This is a genomic window from Chryseobacterium sp. Mn2064 (assembly GCF_049319685.1).
Taxonomy (GTDB): domain Bacteria; phylum Bacteroidota; class Bacteroidia; order Flavobacteriales; family Weeksellaceae; genus Chryseobacterium.
The window spans coordinates 217,608-236,076 of record NZ_JBMOUE010000001.1; the positions used below are offsets into that span (position 1 = coordinate 217,608).

The 18,469-nt window shown below is 35.5% G+C and carries 18 protein-coding genes; 7 read left to right on the forward strand and 11 right to left on the reverse strand.

The genetic code is table 11. The annotated features are described in order from the left end of the window. The first annotated feature begins 181 nt into the window (after window positions 1–181). Window positions 182–2,509: a GEVED domain-containing protein gene (locus tag ACL9RH_RS00990; RefSeq protein WP_422691460.1), complete on the forward strand. Its 2,328-nt coding sequence runs from the start codon at window positions 182–184 to the stop codon at window positions 2,507–2,509. A 153-nt stretch (window positions 2,510–2,662) separates the two neighbouring features. Here ACL9RH_RS00990 and ACL9RH_RS00995 read toward each other — a convergent pair whose 3' ends face one another. Then, window positions 2,663–2,821, reverse strand: a complete 159-nt coding sequence (locus ACL9RH_RS00995; RefSeq protein ID WP_422691461.1) for a hypothetical protein — start codon at window positions 2,819–2,821, stop codon at window positions 2,663–2,665. 52 nt (window positions 2,822–2,873) lie between these two features. Next, complete coding sequence (locus ACL9RH_RS01000) at window positions 2,874–3,701, reverse strand: ion transporter (RefSeq protein WP_422691462.1); 828 nt, start codon at window positions 3,699–3,701, stop codon at window positions 2,874–2,876. Window positions 3,702–3,762: 61 nt separating this feature from the next. On the opposite strand from ACL9RH_RS01000, the gene ACL9RH_RS01005 reads away from it, so the two are divergent. Continuing rightward, window positions 3,763–4,860, forward strand: coding sequence for a Nif3-like dinuclear metal center hexameric protein (locus tag ACL9RH_RS01005; protein WP_422691463.1), 1,098 nt, complete (start codon window positions 3,763–3,765; stop codon window positions 4,858–4,860). A 2-nt stretch (window positions 4,861–4,862) separates the two neighbouring features. After that, on the forward strand, window positions 4,863–5,639 hold the full coding sequence (locus ACL9RH_RS01010) for a zinc ribbon domain-containing protein (protein ID WP_129058254.1): 777 nt from the start codon (window positions 4,863–4,865) through the stop codon (window positions 5,637–5,639). A gap of 91 nt (window positions 5,640–5,730) precedes the next feature. Here ACL9RH_RS01010 and ACL9RH_RS01015 read toward each other — a convergent pair whose 3' ends face one another. The 3 genes from ACL9RH_RS01015 to ACL9RH_RS01025 all read right to left on the reverse strand — a co-directional run bounded on the left by ACL9RH_RS01015 (window position 5,731) and on the right by ACL9RH_RS01025 (window position 8,688). After that, on the reverse strand, window positions 5,731–6,159 hold the full coding sequence (locus ACL9RH_RS01015; RefSeq protein WP_422691464.1) for a hypothetical protein: 429 nt from the start codon (window positions 6,157–6,159) through the stop codon (window positions 5,731–5,733). 77 nt (window positions 6,160–6,236) lie between these two features. Further along, complete coding sequence (locus ACL9RH_RS01020; RefSeq protein ID WP_422691465.1) at window positions 6,237–6,899, reverse strand: hypothetical protein; 663 nt, start codon at window positions 6,897–6,899, stop codon at window positions 6,237–6,239. A 10-nt stretch (window positions 6,900–6,909) separates the two neighbouring features. Next, entirely contained in the window at window positions 6,910–8,688 is a 1,779-nt protein-coding gene (locus ACL9RH_RS01025) for an AMP-dependent synthetase/ligase (RefSeq protein ID WP_422691466.1), read from the reverse strand. 343 nt (window positions 8,689–9,031) lie between these two features. Between ACL9RH_RS01025 and ACL9RH_RS01030 the strand changes: the two genes are divergently transcribed. Then, window positions 9,032–10,171 (forward strand): acyl-CoA dehydrogenase, encoded by a 1,140-nt coding sequence (locus ACL9RH_RS01030; RefSeq protein ID WP_422691467.1) that lies wholly within the window; start codon window positions 9,032–9,034, stop codon window positions 10,169–10,171. A 23-nt stretch (window positions 10,172–10,194) separates the two neighbouring features. Next, entirely contained in the window at window positions 10,195–10,560 is a 366-nt protein-coding gene (locus ACL9RH_RS01035) for a hypothetical protein (RefSeq protein WP_422691468.1), read from the forward strand. 114 nt (window positions 10,561–10,674) lie between these two features. Here ACL9RH_RS01035 and ACL9RH_RS01040 read toward each other — a convergent pair whose 3' ends face one another. The 6 genes from ACL9RH_RS01040 to ACL9RH_RS01065 form a co-directional block, all read right to left on the reverse strand. Then, complete coding sequence (locus ACL9RH_RS01040) at window positions 10,675–11,706, reverse strand: cupin domain-containing protein (RefSeq protein WP_422691469.1); 1,032 nt, start codon at window positions 11,704–11,706, stop codon at window positions 10,675–10,677. Between the two features lie 119 nt (window positions 11,707–11,825). Next, window positions 11,826–12,767, reverse strand: a complete 942-nt coding sequence (locus ACL9RH_RS01045; protein ID WP_422691470.1) for a hypothetical protein — start codon at window positions 12,765–12,767, stop codon at window positions 11,826–11,828. Between the two features lie 279 nt (window positions 12,768–13,046). Then, window positions 13,047–14,642 carry a peptide chain release factor 3 gene (locus ACL9RH_RS01050; RefSeq protein WP_422691471.1) on the reverse strand — a complete coding sequence of 532 codons (1,596 nt, stop codon included), beginning with the start codon at window positions 14,640–14,642 and terminating at the stop codon, window positions 13,047–13,049. Between the two features lie 78 nt (window positions 14,643–14,720). Continuing rightward, a complete protein-coding gene (locus ACL9RH_RS01055) occupies window positions 14,721–15,194 on the reverse strand; it encodes a hypothetical protein (RefSeq protein ID WP_422691472.1) in 474 nt (157 codons plus the stop codon). A gap of 285 nt (window positions 15,195–15,479) precedes the next feature. After that, window positions 15,480–16,190, reverse strand: a complete 711-nt coding sequence (locus ACL9RH_RS01060; RefSeq protein WP_422691473.1) for a hypothetical protein — start codon at window positions 16,188–16,190, stop codon at window positions 15,480–15,482. A 1-nt stretch (window position 16,191) separates the two neighbouring features. Beyond that, window positions 16,192–16,896 carry a hypothetical protein gene (locus ACL9RH_RS01065; protein WP_422691474.1) on the reverse strand — a complete coding sequence of 235 codons (705 nt, stop codon included), beginning with the start codon at window positions 16,894–16,896 and terminating at the stop codon, window positions 16,192–16,194. A gap of 107 nt (window positions 16,897–17,003) precedes the next feature. On the opposite strand from ACL9RH_RS01065, the gene ACL9RH_RS01070 reads away from it, so the two are divergent. Both ACL9RH_RS01070 and rdgB read left to right on the forward strand, forming a co-directional pair. Further along, window positions 17,004–17,834 carry a lysostaphin resistance A-like protein gene (locus ACL9RH_RS01070; protein WP_422691475.1) on the forward strand — a complete coding sequence of 277 codons (831 nt, stop codon included), beginning with the start codon at window positions 17,004–17,006 and terminating at the stop codon, window positions 17,832–17,834. A gap of 42 nt (window positions 17,835–17,876) precedes the next feature. Continuing rightward, a complete protein-coding gene (gene rdgB / locus ACL9RH_RS01075; protein ID WP_422691476.1) occupies window positions 17,877–18,452 on the forward strand; it encodes an RdgB/HAM1 family non-canonical purine NTP pyrophosphatase in 576 nt (191 codons plus the stop codon). The last annotated feature ends 17 nt before the right edge of the window (window positions 18,453–18,469 follow it).

The following is an 18,469-nucleotide window of genomic DNA, read 5'->3' on the forward strand; positions in this document are numbered from 1 at the left end:
CAGTCTTTTTTTGATATTATTTCTCACAAGGAATTCTGAATTGATCCCGATTTTACAATAAATAAGTAGTGTTTTTATTTTGTGATAGATTAATGTTTTGTTGTTTTTGTTAAATTTTGTTTAAAAAAAATATTATTCTATTGAAGTATTTTGCTAGATTTGATTAACTAATGTACATTGTATGAAAAATATTTTACTCGCGAGTTTTTTAACTGTTGGATCTTTGTCCTTCGCACAAACCTATTGCGTGCCACAATACGCCAGTGGTTGCGATGGAGGAGATTTAGTAGATTCTTTTACAATTCCTTCAGCAGGATTTGATCACCAGAATACAGGATGTTCTCAAGGAGCATATGGAGATTATACTTCTATGACTATTAACCTGAATGCAGGATTAAGCTATGACTTTTCCGTTACTCACAACTTTGCTAATCAAAACGTACGTATTTGGATAGATTTTAATAACGACGGAACCTTTGATGACACCGCGCCGGAACTTGTGGCTGCGGCAAGCAGTGCTTCGGTTGCAGGAAATAATGTTACGTCAGGTATTATTACAATTCCTTCCACCGTTACTCCAGGTACATACAGGATGAGAGTCGGAGATCGATATTCCAGTCAGCCCATTCCTTGTAACATTTCAGGGTATGGTGAGGCTCATGATTATACGGTGGTTATAGGATCAGTTCCTACATGCCTTGCTCCTAGTGGACTGACAGTGTCTTCTGTAAGCGCAGGATCTGCTCACCTTGCGTGGACGGCTCCTACCTCTTCTCCAGCTAATGGATACGAATATTATTACTCAGGTACTGTATCAGTTCCTACCGCTAACACAATTCCTTCGGGAAGCACAAATACTTTAAGCGCAGATTTAACAACACTTTCTGCTGCTACCTCATATCGTGTATGGGTACGTTCCGTATGTAGTGCTACAGATAAAAGTGGCTGGTCTCAAATGGCTACTTTTACTACAGCATGTACTTCGGTGGGAGTCCCTTATGTACAGGACTTCGAATCTGCAGTACTACCAGATATGCCTATCTGTACTTCAGTAGTTAATGATGGGAACGGAAATTTATGGGAAACTTCCGATTTAGCTTCTCAAGGATTTACAGGAAAAGTTCTTCAATACACTTATAATTCTTCCAATAGTGCCAATACATGGTTCTTTACCTCCGGAATTAATCTTACTTCGGGAGTGAGCTACAGAATCAAGTACAAATACGCCAATGCAGAAGGAACTATTGTTTATCCTGAAAAATTAAAAGTAGCCTATGGAACTTCTGCAGCAGGTTCAGCTATGACCAATCCACTTGCAGATCATCCTAATATAGTGAACAGTACAGCTACCAGTAACTTTGTAGATTTTACCCCTACAGCGACAGGGGTCTATTATTTCGGATTCCAGGCCTATTCTGATCCAGATATGAATGAATTGTATGTTGATGATATTAAAGTAGATGTAACGCCTACTTGTAGCGAACCTAGTTTATTAACCGTTTCAAATACAACCTCTTCGGGAACTACACTTTTCTGGACAGCTCCAACCCCGGCTCCTGCAGGAGGATATGAAATTTATTACAGTACATCAAGTACCGCTCCAACTGCAGCAAGTAATCCTAATATTACGGGTATTACAGCCGCAACTTATAATATTCCGAGTTTGTCTTCTGCTACTCATTATTATGTATGGGTAAGATCTGTATGCAGTGCTGCTGATAAAAGTGCATGGAGTGACCCTACTTCTTTCACCACTTTATGTGCGAGCGCCAATCTACCTTATGTTTTAGATTTTGAAAACGTAACTCCGCCAAGTCTTCCAGGTTGTACCGAAAATATTAATGCCGGATCAGGAAATAGTTGGGAAACATCGTCTGCTCCTTCTGGTAATAATGACTTTACAACCAATGTGTTGAGATATTCATATAGTTTCTTTGATGCTGCTGACACTTGGTTCTTTACTCAAGGTCTGAACCTGACAGCTGGAGTACAGTATACCATTAGCTATAAATATGGTAATAATTCAACAGCGTATACAGAGAAAATGAAAGTGGCTTTTGGAACTTCTCCAACGATAGCTGCAATGACTAATCCTATAGCAGATTATCCTTCAATCAACGATAATACAGCGCATAATGAATCTGTTACATTTACTGTTCCTACATCAGGGGTTTATTATTTCGGATTTAATGCCTATTCAGATGTTAACCAGGACAATCTGTATCTGGACGATATCAGTGTTAATTTGGCCAATCTTGCGGTGACAGAAGTTTCTAAAACGAAAAATGATATCAAAGTATATCCTAACCCATTCACCGATGTACTGAATATTTCAGATGCTAAAAATGTGAAAAATGTTTTGGTAAATGATGCTTCAGGAAGGCTGATGAAAACGATCGCTAACCCTGGTTCAACAATCCATTTAAACGAATTGAAACAAGGCATTTATTTGGTTACCTTAGAAATGAAGGACGGATCTAAACAAACGGTTAAAGTAATTAGAAAATAGATAATAGTTTTGTCAAAAACGAAGCCGGATCATGTATCATGATCCGGTTTTTTTGAACGAGTCAATAAAGTTGACACAAAAAAATGAGTGATTTTTTCACTCATTTTTTTATAATAATCTATTCTTTTTTTAAGTTTTATGTGCTGTTTTCAATTACTTATTGGGTACCGGTTGTATATCTCCAGTATTCATAAGGTCAAAAACAGAAGGGAAGAACATGGCTAGTATAAAATAAATAATGACCATGAGTACAATCAGCGCAAAAAGAATGACGACTAAGCTGTTCGGTTTGTTTTTCTTTGTTGATTCCATAATTTTGTGGTATTTAGTGAGAAAAATGTATTAATAACATTCATAATATGTATTAAGCTAATTTCTTGCCACACTGTTTGCAATACCTTGCATCATCATCAATATCTTCATTTCCGCATCGGTCACATATCTTTTCCAGATTTTGTCTCTTATTGCGCATTTCTGCTGTTACAATCCCTGTTGGGACCGCAATAATGGAATATCCAGCAAGCATGAGAACAACCGCAAAGAATTTTCCTAAAGGAGTAATAGGAGAGACATCTCCATATCCCACGGTGGTTACCGTTACTACCGCCCAATAAATAGATTGCGGTATGGTTTCAAATCCTTTTCTATTGCCTTCCACCATAAACATAAGTGAACCGACAATAACCGAGAAGATAATAAGGAACAAAAGGAAGATGTATATTTTTCTAGAACTGTTTTTAAGTGCCCGTACGATGAGGTACCCGTCATTCATAAAATCCAGAAGGTTGAAAATTCTGAAAATCCTCAACATTCTCAGCATTCTGAAGATCAGGAAATACTTGGTAACCGGAAAGAAAAAACTAAGATAAAATGGAGCCAGCGCCAGAAAATCTATAATACCCAAAAAACTGAAAATATAGTTTTTTTTATTTTTTACCACCGTAATTCGCATCAAATATTCCGCCGTAAAAAACAGAGAAATAATCCACTCAAGGATAAGAAAAGTGAGATGGAATCTTATATCAAGCTTAGGAACACTTTCCATCATAATAATGGCGGTGCTTACAAGAATCAATGACAGTAAGATAATGTCAAAAAGCTTCCCAAGTTTTGTATCAGAGCGGTAAATGATCCGGTAAAGAAACCTTTTCCAAAGCTTGTCTTCAGGAATAAGATTGTGCTCTCTTTCCATATTTAATGTTTTTTAAAATTAACAAATTATCGTTATTTTCGTAGCAAACATACAGAATAAAATGACAATAAGAAAAGTAATTGCAGAAATAGATAAACTCATTCCGCTACAGCAGGCAGAAGGATTTGATAATGTAGGATTGCTGTGTGGAGTACCCGACAGAAATGTGTCCGGAATTCTGGTTTGCCATGATGCATTGGAAAATGTTGTACAGGAGGCAATAGAGAGAAACTGCAATCTGATTGTATGTTTTCATCCTATTATTTTTTCAGGATTGAAATCTTTAACAGGCAAAAATTATGTTGAAAGAGCCGTTCTGAAAGCAATTGAAAATAAAATCGCTATTTATGCCATCCATACGGCATTTGATAATCATTTCTTTGGAGTGAATCATGGGATATGCAGCCAGTTGGGTTTAAAGAATATGAAGATTCTTCAGCCTAAAGAAAATAATTTGAAGCAGCTGACTGTTTTCGTTCCGAAAGATCACTCAGAAAAAGTAAAAGAAGCTTTATTTTCTGCGGGAGCAGGAAGTATCGGGTTCTACGACGAATGCAGCTTCACTGTAAATGGAAACGGAACATTTCGTCCCATTGAAGGATCCAATCCGTTTTCGGGACAGCAGAATATTAGAGAAAATGCCGATGAAGACATGATCTCTGTTATTTTTGAAAGTTTTAAACAGGGCCAGATCGTAGGAGCAATGAAAGACGCACATCCTTATGAAGAAGTTGCTCATCAGATTTACAGTCTTGATAATAAAAATCATCATGTTGGGTTGGGAATGTACGGAGATCTTGAAGAAGAAATGGATGAAAAGGATTTCTTAGGATTTGTAAAAGAAAAATTTGGTCTGGAAGTTATCAAACATTCTGCTTTTAATAACAAAAAAATTAAAAGAGTAGGGGTGTTGGGAGGTTCCGGAGCCAGTGGAATACGTTCTGCGGTATCAAAGAAATGTGATGCTTATCTTACCGGAGATTTGAAATACCACGACTATTTTTTAGCAGAGTCTAAAATGCTGATCTGCGATATAGGTCATTATGAATCAGAACAATTTGTAAGTCAACAATTATTTGAAATTTTATCACAAAAATTTAGTACATTTGCAATTTCAAAATCTATTGAAAAAACAAACCCAGTAAATTATTTCATTTAAATATGGCAAAAACCAACGATATTTCAGTTGAAGAAAAATTAAGAGCTTTATACGATTTACAGATCATTGATTCAAGATTGGATGAAATCCGAAATACTAGAGGAGAATTGCCAATTGAAGTTGAAGATCTTGAAATCGAGATTGAAGGTCTTGAAAAGAGAGCTGAAAAATTTCATGCAGACATCAAAGATCAGGACGATCAGATCAAAACGAAGCATGAAGTGATTAACCATGCTAAAACTTTAATTGAGAAATACAAATCTCAGCAGGATAATGTAAGAAACAATAAAGAGTTTGAAGCATTAGGAAAAGAAATGGAATTCCAGGATCTGGAAATTCAGCTTGCTGAAAAAAGAATTAAAGAATTCGGAGCTAAAATTGCTCACAAAAATGAAACTTTAAGCGAACTGAATGCAAAGATCAACGACTTGAAAAGCCACTTAAAATTCAAAAAAGAAGAATTAGAAGGTTTGATCTCTGAAACTCAGAAAGAAGAAGAATATTTGCTAGAGCAGTCTAAAGAATATGCAGGTAAAATTGACGAAAGATTACTGGCTTCTTACAACAGAATCAGAACAAACTCTATCAACGGTCTTGCTGTAGTAGGATTAGAAAGAGGTGCTCCAAAAGGATCTTTCTTCACAATCCCTCCTCAGAAGCAGATGGAAATCGCTCAGAGAAAGAAAATCATTATTGACGAGCATTCAGGAAAAATTCTTGTAGATGACGAGTTGGTAATGGAAGAAAACGAAAGAATGAAATCTGTAATTAAATTCTAATTATTGATTTTAAATAATATAAAAGCCTCGCAATTTTGCGAGGCTTTTTGTTTATCTGCTATACTATTTTATTGTGAAGTATCGAGAGAAGTTACATTCCATCAGCGTTCAGGCAATCTCTAAAAAAAGGATAGGTTCTTTTTAAAAATTTCATTGTCTTTCCTTCCTCATCATAGTAGTATTTCTCTTTTTTATTCCTTATCAATATCCATGATTTGAGTGTGTAATCTGAATATAAAGTATCTTTTGGAGTTATAAAAGCGTAAATATACTCATGAAGAGAACTGCTAGATGTTTCTTTATATGCTTCTATATCGGAAAGAAAAGCTGCTCTTTCCATAAACAAAAACATATGCTCATCAGTATGTGACCAAAATATTTTAGGATTGATATCATTAGAATAACTATTTATCCCCATAAATTTTATTACTTTTATTGGTTTTGAAAAACTTGAATCAGTATTTGGTCTGGTACAAGAAATTATAGAAAATAATAAACTTAATGAAACTAACTTCTTCATATCTATTTTTTGATGGTGTGAGATAATACACTTGTTGTTTTTAAGATGTGTACCTTACAGTATAACAATATATACTATTATCTCCCATACTGAAAGTTGATCTTTTTACAAAGTTGAGCAATTGCCTTCTTACCAGATGAAGTAAATCCTTCCAGAGAATATTCATCTTTTGTTCCTTTATTGACCAGTTTGTGTTTTTTTGCAGGAATTTCTATCTCAGAATGGGAAGCGTTACAACTCAAGCAGATACTGATCTGATTAACCTTTTTATTTCCCTTAAAAAATACCAATCCCAGATGAGGTCTGAAGCAGGCAGCAGAGCCTCCTCCATAACTGGAATTTTTAGCCAGAGCAGACAAAATATGATCTGCTTGTTGTTGTGTCAGAAACTGTTGTTTTAAGATAACAGGGATGAATTTCCCTTTTCTGTCAATGGCATCCTCATACATTTCTTCTTCTCCTTGAAAATCATATGCAATAATCTTATCATAGTCAAGCTGATTGAAAGGTGCGCCGTTGTTAGGATTAGGCTTTACTGTTTTCGCTGTCTGTATATAATCCAGTAATTCCTTTTCTTTCAAAGAATGAAGAAGATCCGAAGAGGGAGGAGGGGGAGGTTCTTCTATTTGTTCTTTTACCATGGTAAGTTGACTGTTATCCTCTTTTTTCTGGCAGGAACACATGAAAAAAGCCAACCCAATAAGGATGGATTGGCTGATGAATATAGTAAGTATTTTCATTGTAATACAATTATTCATGATGCTCATACATCTTGTTGTAAAGAGCAATGAATTTTTCTTTTACCGCTTTTCTTTTAAGTTTTAAAGTAGGAGTAAGAAGCCCGCTTTCAATGCTCCAGATTTCAGGGGTAAGTTCTATTTTTTTGATTTTCTCCCAGTTTCCGAGATGCTCATTGATGCCGTCAATTTCTTTTTCAATTCTTTGTTTCAGCTCAGGACTTTTGGCAATTTCTTCCGGTGTAGAGCCAATGTTCAAATTATTTCTCATGGCCCAGCTTTTAGCAAACTCAAAATCAGGCTGTACCAAAGCACATGGCATTTTTTCACCATCCCCTACTACCATAATCTGTTCGATGAATTTAGATGCTTTTGCCAGGTTTTCAATCGTTTGAGGAGCAATATATTTACCACCAGAGGTTTTGAACATTTCTTTTTTACGGTCGGTAATCTGCAGGAACCCGTCGCTGTCAATATTTCCGATATCCCCGGTCTTGAAATAACCGTCTTCCGTAAAGGCTTCTCTTGTCATTTCATCGTTCTGGAAATATCCTTTGAATACTGACGGACCTTTTACTGTAATTTCTCCGTCTTCCTGAATTTTTACTTTTAAGTTATCCAACGGAACTCCAACCGTTCCTACTTTCATTTTGTCGAAACTGTTAACAGAAATTACGGGAGACGTTTCCGTTAAGCCATATCCTTCTAAAATAGGAATTCCTGCATTTTGGAACATCAAGTTAAGTCTTGTAGACAATGCTGCAGATCCTGAAACCAAAGTAATGATTTCGCCACCTAACCCTTCTCTCCACTTAGAAAAGACCAGTTTGTCTGCGATAATTTCCTGAAGTCCTGAAGGCTTGGATATTGTTTTCTTTTTACTAATTAAATTCAAAGCCCAGAAGAAAATTTTAGATTTCAATCCTCCCGCAGAAGAACCTGTATTGTAAATTTTATCATAAACTTTTTCTACCAACCTAGGAACTACGGTCATATAGTGAGGTTTCACTTCTTTTACGTTTTCTCCCATCTTTTCAATGCTTTCTGCAAAATACAAGGAAAAACCGTTGTATTGATAAAGGTAGAACAGCATTCTTTCAAAGATATGACAGATAGGAAGGAAGCTTAATGCTCTTGCTTCTTTATAATCAAAATTTCTCTTTTTAGGAATTCTCGGGATCGCTCCCAATATGTTTGAAACGATATTATTGTGAGTAAGCATCACTCCTTTAGGGCGGCCTGTTGTTCCTGAGGTATAAATGACGGTAGCCAGATCTTCCGTATTAATAGCATTAGAAAGGTCTTCTACTTCAATTTGTGTAGATTCGTCTTTACCCAAATCCAGAATTTCTCTCCAGTTAGCTGCTCCACTGATATTATCAAAAGTAAAAATTCCCTGTAAGCTTGGGATATTGTGCTTTACTTTCATCACTTTATTCAAAAGCTCCTTATCGGAAACAAAACAGTACTGAATTTCAGCATTGTTGAAGATAAATTCATAATCTTCCGGTGAAATACTTGGATATACCGGTACAGAAACAACTCCGATCTGAGACATTCCAAAATCCATAATAGCCCATTCCGTACGGGAATTGGTTGTGATCAAAGCGATCTTGTCACCTGGTTTGATACCCAGTTTCAGCAATCCTCTGGATATTTTATTCCCTTCATTGATAAACTCCTGAGTAGAAGTTTTTTTCCATTCACCCTGATATTTTGTGACAAACATATCCGTTTTAGGATATTTTTCTAAAGCATAGTGCGGAATATCGAATAATCTCTTGATCGTCATGATTTTTTAAATAATTTTTAAAGAAACTTAAATATAAGCATTTTTTTTAATTATGAACTTTTGATTCTCATAATTAGAATTTACTTGAATGCTAACCATAATATATTCATCAAAAAGAGGGCCGTAAGTGATAGAATATAAGCTGTGATAAAGGATTTATTAATAAAATTCTTACTTCTTATTTATAATATGGAGGGGACATTTCATGTGAATGCAGAATTGCTTATCTCACCTTTCTAAAACTCTGAAAATCGCCTTTATGATTGCCTTTTTCCCGATTTTAATTTCTTTTTTCATATTTGGCTAAAAAGTGTAAATTTACGGCTATCTAATTATTTTTTTTATGGACTTTAATTTATCGGAAGAACAGCTGATGATTCAGCAGGCAGCAAGAGACTTTGCACAAAACGAATTATTACCAGAAGTGATTGAAAGAGACCGCGACCAGAAATTCCCTACAGAACAGGTGAAGAAAATGGGAGAAATGGGTCTTTTGGGAATGATGGTTGATCCAAAATACGGAGGTGCAGGAATGGACAGCGTTTCTTACGTATTGGCAATGGAAGAGATTGCAAAAGTGGATGCTTCTGCAGCGGTAGTAATGTCTGTAAACAACTCATTGGTTTGTGCCGGTCTTGAGAAATTTGCATCTGAAGAACAAAAAGTAAAATATCTTACTCCTCTTGCAAGCGGGCAGGTAATTGGAGCTTTTGCATTATCTGAGCCTGAAGCGGGTTCTGATGCAACTTCTCAGAAAACAACTGCAGAAGATAAAGGAGACTACTATCTTTTAAATGGTATTAAAAACTGGATCACGAACGGTAGTACAGCTTCTTATTATATTGTAATCGCTCAGACAGATCCTGAGAAAAAACATAAAGGAATCAACGCTTTCATCGTAGAAAGAGGATGGGAAGGTTTTGAAATCGGAGCTAAAGAAGACAAATTAGGAATCAGAGGAAGTGATACCCACTCTTTGATCTTTAATAATGTAAAGGTTCCGAAAGAAAACAGAATTGGTGCTGACGGATTTGGTTTCAATTTTGCAATGGCAGTATTGAACGGAGGAAGAATCGGTATCGCTTCTCAGGCTTTAGGAATTGCTTCAGGAGCTTATGAATTGGCTTTGAAGTATGCTAAAACAAGAAAAGCTTTCAAAACTGAAATCATCAACCACCAGGCGATTGCTTTCAAATTGGCTGATATGGCAACTCAGATTACTGCGGCAAGAATGCTTTGCTTTAAAGCGGCTTGTGAAAAAGATGCAGGAAAAGATATCTCTGAAAGCGGAGCTATGGCAAAATTATATGCTTCTCAAGTAGCAATGGATACTACTATTGAAGCCGTACAGATCCACGGTGGATACGGATATGTGAAAGAATACCACGTAGAAAGATTGATGAGAGATGCAAAAATCACTCAGATCTACGAAGGAACTTCTGAAATCCAGAAAATCGTGATCTCAAGAAGTATCGCAAAATAAAAATTATTTAAAACACACTACTTATGAAAAAATCTTTGTGGATCACTTTAGGGGTCGTACTTCTCCTTTTAGGAGTATTGGTATGGTATAAGTACTTTTTCGTTTTCGGAGAAGGAGTAAAGTCAGGGTACCTGAACTATGCTATGAAAAAAGGCTATGTCTTCAAAACTTATGAAGGGAAGTTGATTCAGGAAGGTTTTGGAAGCGGAAAAACAGGAACTATTACAAGCTACGAGTTTGAATTTTCTGTATCTGATCCGGAAGTTTTCAAACTGTTGGAAACCAATAGCGGTAAAACTTTTGACCTTCATTACAAAGAATACAAAGGGGCTCTTCCATGGAGAGGAAACACAACGTACATTGTAGATAAAGTAGTGAATATGAAATAAAACAAATAGGGCTCTCAGTTGAGGGCCCTATTTTACACCAAATCACAAAATATTAATATATGAAATAAAAATTTCCTGGTTTATGCTGAATTCCGTGAGATCACTGAAATTCATTTATTTAATAATAAGCTTACCGGAGGTTGGAAACTGATCAATAATTTCATCACTTACTCCAAAATTTCCTTTTAAAATATCTCTTGGATTTCCACCGATCCAACTGCTCAGATCAATCGCTTCATACAATCCGTTGTTAAATCCTAAAAGAACAATAAGCTTTTCTGTTCCTATATTTTTGATGTAATGCCCGGCTCCCATGGGAACATAGCCTACATCACCTTTATTGAATTCGTCTTTTACAAACTGTCCTTCTGCAAGGAAAACCCCCATCTCTGCTTTTCCCTGAATGTAATATTGCCATTCGTCTGCATTGGGATGCCAGTGTAATTCTCTTAATCCTCCCGGTTCTATTTCAAAAATACTTCCTGTAATGGTTTTGGCAATATCAAATTCCTTCTGTGTCACCACTCTCTGTAAACCTCCTCCCGGAACCACGATAGGTTGCTGTGCTCCCAGCGGATAACGGTGTTTAGATACCAGCGAGATTTCATTTCTTGGTGAAGCAAGCCCGGAGCGAATGTCTGGAAGGTCACATTTTGCAAAGTAAGCTTCTCCCTGATGAAGTTTTTTAACTTCCTCTTCTGTGATTCCTAAATTCTGTGCCGCAATTTCCACCGGAATACTTGAAATAAAATCGGTAATGCTGAAAGTATGATCTTCAGAAAAATCACCATTGTCAAAAATCAATATAAAATGACAGCTTTCACTGCTTATACATTGTAGAACGTGGCCATAGCCTCTTGGGAAATACCATACATCTCCCGGATTAAAAATATCAATAAAAACATTCCCCTGAGGATCGATGACGGTGGTGCGCATCTGTCCCTCCAAAACATACCCCCATTCTGCAGCATTGGCATGCCAATGAAGTTCACGGATGGCTCCCGGTTCAAGGTGCATACTGACTCCTGCCAGGTTTTGAGAGGCTGCAAATTCTTTTACAGAGACTCCTCTTGTAACTCCACCAGGGCCTAATCTGGGTTCCTTTTTTTCTAACTCATATTTAAAGTTAGGAAGTTCTTTACTCATGAATCGGGTGTTTTGGTGTTGAATATTTTTATAAATTTAGAAATAAGAAATCACTTGGAATTGTAATTATTATTAAAAAAAAATTAAAAATAAGTAGCGATAACGAATTTCTAAATAGATTAAACATTTTTATTAGGAATATTCTTATTTCTTTTCTTATAAAAATAATATCCTACACCTCCAATAAGCAGAACAGGCCATAAAGGAAGTATGAACAGGAAAATAGAGGTAATCACATCCCAGCCCGATTCGATGGCGGCCAGAGATTTTCCTCCGAATGTTTTAGGTTCTTTTTCTGCCTTGGTTTTGTCTGTAATATTAATATTGATGCTGCATATGGTATTCTCAATGTACTGATGACCTGAAACCTGAATATCTTTAGTATCAATATCCGTAATATTGGAGTTGAGAGCGTCCATAAGACCATCGAAATGTTGAATAGGAACTTTGATATCTAACGTATATACTTTTTGATCTTCTTCACGTCTGTTGTCCGGCTCCATATAGCCAAGGTTTTCGGATTTGATATAACCGTTATTTTTAAGAGCTTCTTCCCGGATAATTTCTTTAACGGTTTCAGCATTGTCTGCTTTTATCCCAAGATAGCCAGATTTTACTATTCTGTCTTTAGAAAGGTCTTTTTCATAATTAGTATTCTGAGGCTTATCTTTATAAACGATCTTTGTTTCTTTAATGACTTTTGGTGCAGGAACATTTACAACTATTTTTTCGTCCTTTTTTATAGCAGAGTCTTTCTTTTCAATTTTAGATTCCAATTTTGCGGAAGCAACTTTTTCGGATAAAGAATCTACCATTTTTGAGGTGTTTTCTATTTTCTTCTGGATCTCGTCTTTGGTATTGTCAAAATCTTTTATTTTGATACTGGCAGAATCCATAGCCTGGTTTGCAACAGTAGCCGCATGATCTATTGTTTCATGAGCGACGGTAGAGATGCTGTCCGTTGCTTTCATAGCTTCATCAATCTTATCTTGTGAAACTTCACCTTTTTTACACATAATGAAAGTGCTTGATACAGCAACTAGTAATATGAACTTTTTCATAACATTAATTTTTTGATGAAGTAAAATTAGAAGGGAAGCTCTTGTAAAGATTGTAAATGAAATGTATTGTGCTGGTAAAATTGTAACTATTTTATTGCTAGTGTTTTGTATTTTTTTTACAAAAGATTTACAAAGCCTTGATCTTTATATATGGAAGCAAAATATTATCTATTCTCTCCAGTTGAGTGTTTTTAGAAAGTATATCAAAAAAAATCCGCAGAAATTTTCTGCGGATCTATATTCGTAACAATTTCACCTTTTGGCAATTCTGTTTTTTACTTAGTGGTCTCTGAATTCACTGATGAAATGCAGTTTCACATTCGGGAATTTCTCCTGTGTCATATGAATAGTGAAAGAGGAGTCTGCTAAAAACACTAGCTGATCATACTTATCTCTTGCTAAGAATCTCTGTTTTAATCTCGCAAATTCTTTAAATTCTTCAGACTTTTCGTCAGCCTCTACCCAACAAGCTTTGTGCATAGAAAGTGGTTCGTAAGTACATTTAGCACCATATTCATGCTCCAGACGATATTGGATAACTTCATACTGAAGGGCTCCTACAGTTCCAATGATCTTTCTATTGTTCATTTCAAGGGTAAATAGCTGTGCAACTCCCTCATCCATCAACTGATCAATACCTTTGGCTAATTGTTTAGCCTTTAACGGATCATTATTGTTGATATAACGGAAATGTTCCGGAGAGAAGCTTGGAATACCTTTGAAACTCAGTTTTTCTCCACCTGTAAGAGTATCACCAATCCTGAAACTCCCTGTATCATGAAGACCCACGATATCACCTGGGAAACTTTCCTCCACTACTTCTTTTTTATCTGCAAAGAAGGCGTTAGGAGAAGAGAACTTCATTTTTTTGCCTTCTCTTACCAATAGATAATTTTCGTTTCTTTTGAAAGTTCCAGAAACAATTTTTACGAATGCAAGTCTGTCTCTGTGCTTGGGATCCATATTGGCGTGGATTTTGAAAACAAATCCTGTGAAAGTCTCCTCTTCAGGTTTTACTAAACGGGTTTCACTTTCTTTGGGCTGTGGCATTGGAGCAATATCAATGAAAGCATTCAATAATTCGCGAACTCCAAAATTATTTAAAGCTGAACCAAAGAAAACAGGCTGTAAGTCTCCTTTCATATAATCTTCACGATTAAATTCCGGGTAAACAGACTGAATCAAATCAAGTTCTTCTCTTAACGTTTTTGCAGCTTTTTCACCAATTACTTCATCAATGGAAGTATCATTAATATCATCAAACTTAATAGAATCTCCAACTTTCTGTTTTTTCTCTTCCAGGAATAACTGAATGTTGTTTTCCCAGATATTGTAAATTCCCTGGAAATCACTTCCCATACCAATAGGTAATGAAAGTGGACAAACCGTTAATCCTAATTTCTGTTCTACTTCATCAAGAAGATCAAAAGCATCTTTACCTTCACGGTCTAGTTTGTTGATGAAAACCAACATGGGAATGTTTCGCATTCTACAAACCTGAACCAGTTTTTCAGTTTGCTCCTCAACCCCTTTTGCAACGTCAATTACAACAATTACAGAATCTACAGCCGTTAATGTTCGGTAAGTATCTTCTGCAAAGTCTTTGTGACCAGGTGTATCCAGAATATTGATTTTATGATCTCTATATTCAAAAGCCAATACGGAAGTTGCTACAGAGATCCCTCTCTGTCTTTCAATCTCCATAAAGTCGGAAGTAGCTCCTTTTTTTATTTTGTTGGATTTTACTGCACCCGCTTCCTGAATAGCACCTCCGAAAAGAAGCAGCTTTTCAGTAAGGGTTGTTTTTCCGGCATCCGGGTGAGAAATGATCCCAAAGGTCTTTCTTTTTTGTATTTCTTTGATTAAGTCTGACATATCGTATTTTGAAGTTGCAAAAATCGGGATTTTTTACGAGGTTTTCAAATTTAAATGATAACAATGAATGTTTCAGAATTAATGTTGCCCATACATATGGTAAATTAAAGGAACTTTATTAGAAAATACTTGCCCGGTAAATACCGTATAATCGTTTTTTTTGTTTCTTTTTTCTTTAGTATAATATTGGGAAATAAGATCTTTAGGGCTATTTAAACTTATTTGAAAATAATAAATGTTTTTATTTTTCATGTCAAAAGCTCTGCCTTTATAACCGGGAAAGTCAACCTGCGTTGTAAAAATTTTTTTTTCGCCTGCCTTTAAATATAAAATGCACTTTGAGACTCTATAAGCAGCGGTTATGTCTGAAATGTTATTGTTGAATCTCTTACGGTTTTCTTTAATAAAAATTCCAAAAGCTTTAGAATGGGTGCCTTGAGGTAACTTATTTGTTCCTATGTGGAAAGACATCGCTGTTGGTAGAGGTGTATTGTTATCATAAACATAATAATCAGGAAGTCCAATAAAAAAAGGCTCAACAGCATATTCCATAGACTCATTGAACTCGGAGGAATCAAAAATGAGAGCGTAGTTTTTATTCGAAAGATTGGTTATGGAATAAACAATATTATTTTGGTCAAAGTAAGAGGTTTTACCTATAGTATCATTAACGATTTCTAATTTAATATCATTTTGTCCAAAGCAATAACAGGAGAATAGAAAGAAGAGAATAATCAGAGGGAGTTTCATAGGGTTGTATACATTATAAAAAAGGGTTGTTTTTCTTTTAAATTTACTGATTTTTACGTTGATTTTCTTACTTTTTAAAGATAATGGTTAAAGAAGAGATCGGATAATGATGACAAAAGCGTATATCACTGCTGAAATGATTAACAGGAAAAAAGCGGCCATGAAATATTCAAACATTCCAAATGTACTTTTAGGAGGTTCTGAGGTAAGATAATATTGGTCAATGGTTTGTTGACTTATCTTCAGGTCCGGGCGAAACTGTTGAACGCCTTTTAGAAAATGACGATACAGGTCATATTGGTTATTCAGAATGGTCATTTCAAAATTGAAATCAACACTTGTGAAGATGATTTCGCCTTTTGTATCTTTCAGATAAATACGTAAAGTGGTTTTAGGATATCTTACGCTTTGTGTATTATAAACATATACATCGTCGGATTGATTTTTAGCAGATTGAAGATCACGGTACAATATGGTTTCAATGATGCTATTCCGGTTGTTGTAAAAAGTCGCTCCTTTTTCATCTACAATCACTCTTCTTGGCTTTTGCTTTTTTCTAAATGTTACAGACATAATCAGGGCAATGCAGCAAAATAGGAGAAGAAGTAGCGCAAGAACAAATAATATAAAAATGACAAGGTCGTTTTTTATATAATATCTGAAATGATCATAAATATTCTCAAAGACAAACCCGATAACTGCAAGGATCGCAATAATGGCCAACCATATCATCCCCAGAAAAAAATAGGTTAATGGCCGGTTGGCTTTTGATTCTATTGCTGGAAATTTTTCGGTCATATTAATTTTTGTTTTCAGATAATAAAAAAACAAATCCGATAACTAATCCGGTAATCAGAAGTGCTGCTAAAATTAAAAGCCAACCTCCTAGTGAAATACCTTTGTTATTGACTGTCCATGTCTCTGTATCAATGGAATAAATACGGAAGATCATTGGATCTATCTTTAAGTCTGTGCGAAAAAGAGCAATTCCATAGAGAAATTGGGCATAAAGCGTAAACTTATTTTTAATAACTTTAAGAGGAAGATTCATATCAATACGTCTTACAGATTCCTCGTTTTTCTCCTGTTGTAAAGTCACCTCAACCATGGGAACAATTCCTGATCCTACCGGATTTACGGTATAAATATCAAAATTTTGTTTTGAAGGCCGAAGTTCTGAGTACAATATCTGATCTGTTATTTCATTTTTTGAGTTGTAATAGACAATGCCCGTTTCATCCACAACAATTTTATGAGCGAGTTTTTTTCTTTTGATGATATAATAGCGGATCGTAGGAATTAGAATCAGCAATGAAAGTCCCCAGCAAATCAAAGTCGCAGAAAGCATGGCTTCAAATCCTCTTTTATAAATTCCGTAAACTGGCCCTAAAACAAAAAGTAAAATGAAGGAAATGCCCAGAACAGTGCAAAGTACATACAGAAGAACAGTTGCAAATAGGTTGGTGGTAGACTCAATCCTTTGGAATGGAGATTCGGTATTCATTTTGTGATGTTCATGGATCAGGGAACGAAAATAAGAAATTCCTTTTTTAGTTGCCTGTAGCAGCCAAAAAAATTATCTTTGTTTTTATAAACTTTTACAGAGAAAGGATGGAAAATAGCAAATATCCGAAGTTTACCTTCACATGGGTTGGCGGTGTTGTTTTGGTGGTTGGATTATTCGTGGGAACAATGGCTGTTTCTTTATTCAGCACTTTTTGGAAAGTTGTTTTCAAAGAAAATCTTGAAATTAAAGAATGGTTTCTAATGGTTGCCAATTCTGTAGGATTCCTTACAGCAATCGCTTTTTTTGATTTCTTCATTGTAAGACGTACTACGAACATGAAGCTTAACTTCAACTTTTCGTCTGTTAACTTTTATACCTATCTCCTTATTTTTCCCATGATGATCGGGATGATGTTTATTTCAGAGTTTATTACGGCTCAGATTCCCACTACAGGTCCTTTCTTTGGAGATTTTTATGAGTATTTTACCCGATTGATGAGTCAGCTTACCGACGATCCGGTGATTATGTTGATCATGACGGTTATTATGGCTTCAATTTTTGAAGAAATTATCTTCAGGGGAATCATTCAAAAAGGATTGATTAATAAAGGAGTAGAACCGTGGAAGGCAATTTTATATGCATCCATTATTTTTGGAGTGGTTCATGGAAATCCATGGCAGTTTATCAGTGCAGTAATGCTAGGTTGTGTGTTGGGATTAGTCTATCATAAAACAAAGTCGTTATTGATGCCCATGCTATTACATGGGTTTAATAATCTGACCCTCTCATTATTGGTTATTTATGGTAAAAATGAAAGTTTTGCACAGGCGTTTAAAGTTTCAGAATGGCTGATATTGGCAATCGGAATTGTCCTTTTTTTAGTATTTTATTATCTTTTTATGAAAAAGTATAAAGTGCATTACGCAGAGTTGTAAACGCTCAAAATTGAAAAAGTAAAATTGAAAATGAATATAGAAATGGAATTATTAGTAGCTACACACAACGAACATAAAAAAGAGGAAATTCAACAGATTCTGGGAAATGAATGTGTGGTGAAAAGCCTTACCGACTACAATATTCACGAAGAAATTGTAGAAGACGGAGACTCATTCAACGCCAATGCCCTGATCAAAGCAAAATATTGTTTCGAAAAAACAGGAATTCCAAGTTTAGGAGACGATAGCGGTTTGGTGGTAGAATCTCTGGATGGCAGACCCGGAATATTCTCAGCCCGTTATGCCGGCGATCATGATTTTGCTAAAAACATAGAAAAAGTATTGGAAGAAATGAAGGGAATCGAAAACCGAAAAGCCTATTTCATTACCGTTTTATGTTATTATGATGAAAATGGAGCACAGTATTTTGAAGGCAGAGTATACGGAAATTTATTAACGGAGAATAAAGGATTCAAAGGTTTTGGGTACGACCCTATTTTTGTTCCTCAGGGATATGAAAAAACTTTTGCAGAAATGAATCCGGAAGATAAAAACAAAATCAGCCACCGTAAACAGGCTTTGGACCTATTTATGGATTTTTTAAAAGTGACAGATTGAGTTTTATTATAAAGGTA

Bases quoted from the DNA above. Each gene is read 5' to 3' on its own strand.
- ACL9RH_RS00995 (WP_422691461.1), bottom strand. From the start codon at position 2,821: ATGGAATCAACAAAGAAAAACAAACCGAACAGCTTAGTCGTCATTCTT.
- ACL9RH_RS00990 (WP_422691460.1), top strand. From the start codon at position 182: ATGAAAAATATTTTACTCGCGAGTTTTTTAACTGTTGGATCTTTGTCC.
- ACL9RH_RS01040 (WP_422691469.1), bottom strand. From the start codon at position 11,706: ATGAGTAAAGAACTTCCTAACTTTAAATATGAGTTAGAAAAAAAGGAA.
- ACL9RH_RS01020 (WP_422691465.1), bottom strand. From the start codon at position 6,899: ATGAAAATACTTACTATATTCATCAGCCAATCCATCCTTATTGGGTTG.
- ACL9RH_RS01000 (WP_422691462.1), bottom strand. From the start codon at position 3,701: ATGGAAAGAGAGCACAATCTTATTCCTGAAGACAAGCTTTGGAAAAGG.
- rdgB (WP_422691476.1), top strand. From the start codon at position 17,877: ATGGAATTATTAGTAGCTACACACAACGAACATAAAAAAGAGGAAATT.
- ACL9RH_RS01055 (WP_422691472.1), bottom strand. From the start codon at position 15,194: ATGGAATATGCTGTTGAGCCTTTTTTTATTGGACTTCCTGATTATTAT.
- ACL9RH_RS01010 (WP_129058254.1), top strand. From the start codon at position 4,863: ATGGCAAAAACCAACGATATTTCAGTTGAAGAAAAATTAAGAGCTTTA.
- ACL9RH_RS01045 (WP_422691470.1), bottom strand. From the start codon at position 12,767: ATGAAAAAGTTCATATTACTAGTTGCTGTATCAAGCACTTTCATTATG.
- ACL9RH_RS01005 (WP_422691463.1), top strand. From the start codon at position 3,763: ATGACAATAAGAAAAGTAATTGCAGAAATAGATAAACTCATTCCGCTA.
- ACL9RH_RS01035 (WP_422691468.1), top strand. From the start codon at position 10,195: ATGAAAAAATCTTTGTGGATCACTTTAGGGGTCGTACTTCTCCTTTTA.
- ACL9RH_RS01030 (WP_422691467.1), top strand. From the start codon at position 9,032: ATGGACTTTAATTTATCGGAAGAACAGCTGATGATTCAGCAGGCAGCA.
- ACL9RH_RS01015 (WP_422691464.1), bottom strand. From the start codon at position 6,159: ATGAAGAAGTTAGTTTCATTAAGTTTATTATTTTCTATAATTTCTTGT.
- ACL9RH_RS01060 (WP_422691473.1), bottom strand. From the start codon at position 16,190: ATGACCGAAAAATTTCCAGCAATAGAATCAAAAGCCAACCGGCCATTA.
- ACL9RH_RS01070 (WP_422691475.1), top strand. From the start codon at position 17,004: ATGGAAAATAGCAAATATCCGAAGTTTACCTTCACATGGGTTGGCGGT.
- ACL9RH_RS01065 (WP_422691474.1), bottom strand. From the start codon at position 16,896: ATGAATACCGAATCTCCATTCCAAAGGATTGAGTCTACCACCAACCTA.
- ACL9RH_RS01050 (WP_422691471.1), bottom strand. From the start codon at position 14,642: ATGTCAGACTTAATCAAAGAAATACAAAAAAGAAAGACCTTTGGGATC.
- ACL9RH_RS01025 (WP_422691466.1), bottom strand. From the start codon at position 8,688: ATGACGATCAAGAGATTATTCGATATTCCGCACTATGCTTTAGAAAAA.